Raw genomic sequence first — 6,557 nt, forward strand, 5'->3', positions numbered from 1 at the left:
ATGAACAAAAAACCAACAATTGGTTTTTTGTTCATTTGTGATCTTTAGCTCTTTATTTGTTTTTTTGATCAAATAGAGTGGCATCATTAAACAAAAACAAGGAACTATTATGAAAAACCAATACACGTGGCTTCACATCGGTCTAGGCTCATTTCATCGTGCGCATCAAGCTTGGTATCTACATAAATTGCTCGAATCGGACGATAACAGCTGGCACATCGCAGCAGGCAACATTCGCAATGATGTGGAAGCGACCGTTGAAGCGTTAAGATCTCAAAATGGCGAGTATGTACTGGAAACGGTTAGCCCAGCAGGCGAACGTGACTACGAAGTGATCAGGTCGATTAAGACACAGCTACCTTGGCAGGAAGACTTGGCACCTTTGGTTAACGAAGGGGCGAAAGCGAAGACGAGGGTTATCGCGTTTACCGTCACAGAAAGTGGCTATTATCTGAAAACCGACCACACATTAGACGTAGATAATGCGGTATTAAATGCCGATCTAAATGGTGCTCATCAAACCATTTACGGGACGGTGACGAAAATTTTGGAGCGCCGTATTGCCGATAACACAGGTCCGGTGACATTACTAAACTGCGACAACGTACGCCACAACGGTGAGCGCTTCCGTGATGGTTTGATGGAGTTTCTCACTTTGACAGGAAAACAAGAGGTGCTGCAGTGGGTAAAAGCAAACACCACATGTCCAAATACTATGGTGGATCGCATTGTTCCTCGTCCTGCGGCTGATCTTCCCGCACGAATCAAAGCTAAAACTGGTATTGATGATAAAGCACCAGTGATGGGTGAAACCTTTATCCAGTGGGTGATTGAAGATAACTTTAAAGATGCACGACCAGCGTTAGAAAATGTTGGTGTGGAAATGGTGGATTCTGTCATTCCTTACGAAGAGGCGAAAATCCGTATCCTTAATGCATCGCACTGCTGTATCGCATGGGCTGGTACTTTGGTTGGTCAGTCATATATTCACGAAAGTACCCTTACCGATTACATTTATCAAATTGCGCACGACTACGTGAGTCAGGATGTGATTCCTAGTTTGGGCGAAAACGGTATCGACCTGCCGACATACCGTGATGTTGTGCTTGAGCGATTCACCAACCCTTATATTAAAGACACCAACCAACGTGTTGCGGCCGACGGATTCTCCAAAATTCCCGCGATGATCACACCAACCATGATTGAATGTTATCAGCGCGGTGTGGCTCCTCAGGCGTCCGCGATGCTACCAGCGCTGTTCTTTGTATTTATGTTGCAATGGCATAAAGACCTACTGCCATATGAATATCAAGACGGCATTCTAGACGCGAGTGCGGTGCATGAGATGTTTGAATCTGCTGACCCAATTGCGGTGTACGCGCAAAATAGAGCTTTGTTTGGTGAACTTGCTGAGCATGCGGAGTTTGAAGTTCTGCTGCGCGAGAAAATTGCTGCTACTTACTCAATGATTCAATAAGGGGCTGTCATGTATTTAGGTATTGATCTTGGCACCTCGGAAGTCAAAGCCCTGGTGATTGATGAACAGGGCGAAACGGTTGCAACGCACAGTGCACCGCTGACAATTCAGCGCCCTCATCCACATTGGTCGGAGCAGGCGCCACAGGAGTGGTGGGAAGCGACCAACTATCTGATTGGTGCGCTGCGAGAAAAGTGTGCTGAACATTGGGGGGCGATCAAAGCGATAGGCCTTTCCGGTCAAATGCATGGAGCGGTGCTATTAGATGAGCGAGATGAGGTGATCCGTCCGGCTATTTTGTGGAATGACACCCGAAGTCATCAAGAGTGCGTTGAGCTGGAAGCCGTTGCACCAGATTTGCATGATATCGCTGGCAACCTAGCGATGCCGGGTTTCACCGCGCCTAAGTTGCTTTGGGTTCGTAAGCACGAGCCGAGCCATTTTGCTTGTATCAACACAGTTCTGTTACCCAAAGACTTTCTACGTATGAAAATGACTGGGTGCAAAATCTCGGACATGTCAGATTCTGCGGGCACGTTATGGTTGGATGTGGCGAAGCGCGACTGGTCGGATTCTTTGCTAGATAAATGCCAACTCAGCCGAGCGCAGATGCCAGCGCTGGTAGAAGGTTGTGAAGTTTCGGCTGCTTTGTCAGCGGAGGTGGCACATAAGTGGGGACTGAGCTCTTCTGTGATTGTTGCCGGCGGCGGTGGTGATAACGCCGTCAGCGCAATTGGTGTTGGCGCCGTGAATCCGGGGGATGCGTTTATTTCTCTTGGCACTTCTGGTGTGCTGTTTGTTGTTAATGAGCAGTACCGCCCAGCCCCTGAGTCTGCGGTGCATGCTTTTTGTCACGTGTTGCCTCAGCGTTGGCACCAAATGAGTGTCATGCTCAGTGCGGCTAGTTGCCTGCAATGGTTCTGTCGCATTGTTGGTGTGACAGAGGCTGAATTGCTGGAAGGCATCGCGCAGTTGAGTGAGGAGGAGAAAGCCAAAGCGCCACTTTTCTTACCTTATCTGTCCGGCGAGCGTACTCCGCACAATGACCCTCAGGCGATGGGGATGTTCCACGGAATGACTCATTCGACCAATCGCGCTCTACTGGGCTATGCGGTTATTGAAGGCGTAAGCTTTGGGATTGCCGACGGACTACGTGTATTGCAGGAAAGTGGCACACAAATCGAGCAATGTTCTCTCGTCGGTGGTGGTGCACGTAGTGTGTTTTGGGCGCAACTGTTGGCCGATACACTCTGTCTACCTATTGTCACTCACAAAGGTGGAGAAACAGGTGGGGCACTCGGTGCGGCTCGACTGGCTTGCCTCGCCTCTGGCAAAGCCATCGAAGATGTGTGTAAAAAGCCGGAAATCTTCCGGGTCTATCAACCACGCGCAGGGCATGAGCCTGTGTTGAGTAAGCGTTATGAGCATTTCCGTACGCTTTACCAAAACGACTTAGCTTTACGGCCATAGCATTGGCTCTAACAGCCAGATCTTAGAAAGAGAACCACACATAAAAACAAGGACAGCACCCCTGAAAAAGGGGTGTGGAATTCCTTTACCCTACAAAACGAGGAATATATGGAAAATGTAAGCAAACAGTGGCTTGGATTGCCACTAAATCTGATATGGGGATATATCGCCATTGCTATCTTTATGACGGGAGATGGCTTTGAACTGGCATTCCTTTCGCACTACATCACCGAGTTAGGTTTTACCCCTGCTCAATCATCCTTTGCGTTTACACTTTATGGTTTGGCCGCAGCTCTGGCCGCTTGGGTGTCTGGCGTAGTAGCGGAAATCATTACTCCGCAGAAAACCATGAAAATTGGCTTGCTGCTATGGTGTGTCTTCCATGTATTGTTCTTAACGTTAGGGTTAAGCCAGTCAAACTACGCGTTAATTCTTTTATTTTATGGAATCCGCGGGGTGGCTTATCCACTATTTCTTTATTCCTTTATCGTGGTAATCGTGCACAACGTTCGTAGTGATGGTGTAAGTTCAGCGCTTGGCTGGTTTTGGACGGTATACTCCATTGGTATCGGCGTAGCGGGTAGTTACATCCCAAGCTTCACTATCCCTTGGATCGGCGAATATGGCACCTTGTGGTTATCGTTAGCTTTTTGTGCAGCAGGCGGACTGATCGCCATGATTGCCCTGCGTAATGTTAAAACACCAACCCACATGCTTAACTTGAATAATAAACAGAAACTGACCGAGCTGAGCCGCACCGTCACGCTACTCTATACCAATAAAAATGTGCTTTACTCCAGCTTCGTACGCATTATCAACACCCTGTCGCTATTTGGTTTTGCCGTCATTATGCCGATGATGTTTGTTGATGATTTAGGATTTACAACATCCGACTGGCTTCAGGTATGGGCGGTGTTCTTCTTTACCACCATTTTCTCTAACGTCTTCTGGGGCATCATGGGTGAGAAACTTGGGTGGATGAAGGTTGTGCGCTGGTTCGGCTGCATTGGAATGGCGCTTTCTAGCCTAGCGTTTTATTACATCCCTCAGCACTTTGGGAACAACTTCTATATGGCACTGATCCCTGCCATTTCTCTGGGCATTTTCGTGGCCGCGTTTGTACCAATGGCTGCTGTGTTTCCTGCACTAGAACCAAATCACAAAGGTGCAGCGATTTCTGTCTATAACTTGTCCGCGGGGCTATCCAACTTTCTTGCGCCGGCAATTGCAGTGGTCTTGCTGCCGTATTTCAGTACGATAGGCGTGGTGATTGCCTATACTGCCTTGTATGTGTTGGCGTTTTTCTTCACCTATTTAATTAAAGTGGAGCAACCTGGTTTCGAAGCGAGAGGCGTTGAATCGAGTAAAGTTACCGTTGCGTAAGACGGTTTAGAGTATGGCAACGCTTTTGGTTGTCATACTATTTCTATTTTTTGAGGTAACTATGAATAAAAAAGCAGTTATTTTTGACATGGACGGTGTAATTATTGACTCTGAACCTTTGTGGCAGGAAGCACAGATTGAATCGTTGGCTAGTGTTGGCGTGACCGTCACCCGTCAGGACTGTGAGCAATTGACAATGGGGAAGCGTGTTGATGAAATCGCGTGTACTTGGTGTGAGATGTACTCACTGTCCATGCCAGCAAAAGAGTTGGAAAGTCTTATTCTGACTAAGCTGTGTAACCGCATTTCCACCACTGGTGAAGCAATGACGGGTGTTTATGACGCGTTAAGTTTTTTCTCACAGCAGGGCTTAAAGCTGGCACTCGCAACCTCATCGAACCACGTGGTGATAAAAGCTGTCTTTGATCGTCTTAAACTCTGGGATAAATTTAGTGTGATTTGCAGCGCCGAAGATGAAGAGCATGGTAAACCGAGCCCTGATGTTTATCTGACTGCGGCTCACAGACTTAAGGTTGATGTTGCTGATTGCTTGGTGATAGAAGACAGTTTTGTCGGTCTGACTGCTGCTAAAAGCGCAAATATGATGACTTGCTTAGTTTCTCCATATTGTCGGCAAAGTAAATTTACTAAAGCAGATAAACGTTATGTCAATCTAGATTGTTTATTGCAGAGCTACCGAAACCTCCATACATGTTTGGTACTGCCCAGTTAATAAATTTGAATATTAATCAGACAAAGTCTTACTAGCTCCCTAGTTCTGAATGATTTGCAACAGTATGACTGGACAGTTATCTAAGCGAGAGTTGCCATACTTCAACTAATTCGTTCATTGTTAGATTAATAAATGGGTAACTCGGAATTGTCCGTGCGACCTGAAGTCGTATGAAGCGTTGTTCACCACGACAAGAGTGAACCATCTGTATCACCAGATGACCCTAGGATCCTGAATAAAGCAGCGGATCCGACAATGTAACGAAACTCAGCCGTTAGGCTGAGTGGGAATGGAATCGTGAGAGGACGTTCCTCCTGATAACCACAAATTGGGTAAGTGCTAGGGTGTCAGTATGATGAACGTAAGTGAATCCACGTAAGGCGCGTTATACGATGAAGCAGCGGAAGTGGTTAATACGCTGTGGCCAAAACGGCAATGAGAGTCGGAAAGAAGTTGGACAGTACTCTTTCGTGATCGATGTACTCTCCGCACTATAGTGGGCATCTAAGCTGATATTTTGCGCGACATACGGAACAGGGTAAGCCTGTATATCTCCCATTGGGAAAGCAGTCTGCGAAGATTGCCGATAGGTGTGCAGGTAAAGGAGGTTAGAAAAAGCAAAGGCCGCTTTGTAATGAAGTGGATACAGGTTTATATCTGGCGCGAAAGCGAGCTGACTTCTAACTGGTCTCCCGTTGCAAGATGATTTGAAGAACTTTATTCAAGGAGAAACGCAAATGGTGGCTTCATCAGAAGTTAGTGCCTCTCCTAATGGCACTCAATGGCAATCCATCGACTGGAAGGCCGTAGAGTCGCACGTGTTAAAGCTTCAAATGCGCATTGCAAAAGCAACCCGAGAGGGAAAACACAGTAAAGCGAAAGCTTTGCAGTGGGTCTTAACGCACTCGAGGTCAGCTAAATTACTAGCTGTGAAGCGAGTGTCCCAAAACAAAGGCAGTAACACTCCTGGAGTCGATGGTGTTATCTGGAATACGGATGCTCGTCGAATGACCGCAGTTAATCAATTGAACCGTAAAGGCTATCGAGCCAAACCCCTCAGACGTATCTATATCCCGAAAAAGAATGGCAAACTTAGACCCCTCGGCATTTCATGCATGATAGACCGAGCGCAACAAGCGCTTTATCTGCTTGCTTTAGAACCGATATCGGAAACGATAGCAGATCGAAATAGCTACGGTTTTCGCCCTAATCGCAGTACGGCTGACACAATAGCACAATGCTTCAAATGCTTGTGTCTTAAGCGCTCAGGTCGCTGGGTTTTGGAGGGGGATATTAAAGCTTGCTTTGACAAGATTGGGCATGAATGGCTACTTGAACATGTTCAAATAGACAAAAGGATGCTGAAGCCTGAAGGATCCCCTCATAAATCACCCAGCGCATAACCATATTGGTGAAGTTGCCGTGTAAGCTCTGCCCCTGCTTCGAGCAGCTCTAACGTTGTAATTTCGTAGTCTGACCTGCGTAGAACTTCCA

Annotated in this window: 4 protein-coding genes and 1 pseudogene; all 5 read left to right on the forward strand. The window is 47.0% G+C overall.

The genetic code is table 11. From position 1 onward, the window contains the following. Positions 1 to 109 precede the first annotated feature (109 nt). Positions 110 to 1,477, forward strand: a complete 1,368-nt coding sequence (gene dalD / locus FKN93_RS14810; RefSeq protein ID WP_170905435.1) for a D-arabinitol 4-dehydrogenase — start codon at positions 110 to 112, stop codon at positions 1,475 to 1,477. Between the two features lie 9 nt (positions 1,478 to 1,486). Next, the gene (gene xylB, locus FKN93_RS14815; protein WP_170905436.1) at positions 1,487 to 2,947 is read left to right on the forward strand and encodes a xylulokinase; all 1,461 of its coding nucleotides are present in this window, start codon (positions 1,487 to 1,489) and stop codon (positions 2,945 to 2,947) included. A gap of 108 nt (positions 2,948 to 3,055) precedes the next feature. Further along, positions 3,056 to 4,330 carry an MFS transporter gene (locus FKN93_RS14820; RefSeq protein WP_170905437.1) on the forward strand — a complete coding sequence of 425 codons (1,275 nt, stop codon included), beginning with the start codon at positions 3,056 to 3,058 and terminating at the stop codon, positions 4,328 to 4,330. A gap of 61 nt (positions 4,331 to 4,391) precedes the next feature. After that, positions 4,392 to 5,063, forward strand: a complete 672-nt coding sequence (gene hxpB, locus FKN93_RS14825) for a hexitol phosphatase HxpB (protein ID WP_170905438.1) — start codon at positions 4,392 to 4,394, stop codon at positions 5,061 to 5,063. 737 nt (positions 5,064 to 5,800) lie between these two features. Further along, a pseudogene (locus FKN93_RS14830) lies at positions 5,801 to 6,430 on the forward strand (reverse transcriptase N-terminal domain-containing protein); the annotation flags it as partial. Between the last annotated feature and the right edge of the window lie 127 nt (positions 6,431 to 6,557).

Source organism: Vibrio sp. A8-1 (genome assembly GCF_013048685.1).
Taxonomy (GTDB): Bacteria; Pseudomonadota; Gammaproteobacteria; order Enterobacterales; family Vibrionaceae; genus Vibrio; species Vibrio metschnikovii.

Coding starts and splice junctions, on each gene's coding strand:
- dalD (WP_170905435.1), top strand. CDS start 110: ATGAAAAACCAATACACGTGGCTTCACATCGGTCTAGGCTCATTTCAT.
- xylB (WP_170905436.1), top strand. CDS start 1,487: ATGTATTTAGGTATTGATCTTGGCACCTCGGAAGTCAAAGCCCTGGTG.
- FKN93_RS14820 (WP_170905437.1), top strand. CDS start 3,056: ATGGAAAATGTAAGCAAACAGTGGCTTGGATTGCCACTAAATCTGATA.
- hxpB (WP_170905438.1), top strand. CDS start 4,392: ATGAATAAAAAAGCAGTTATTTTTGACATGGACGGTGTAATTATTGAC.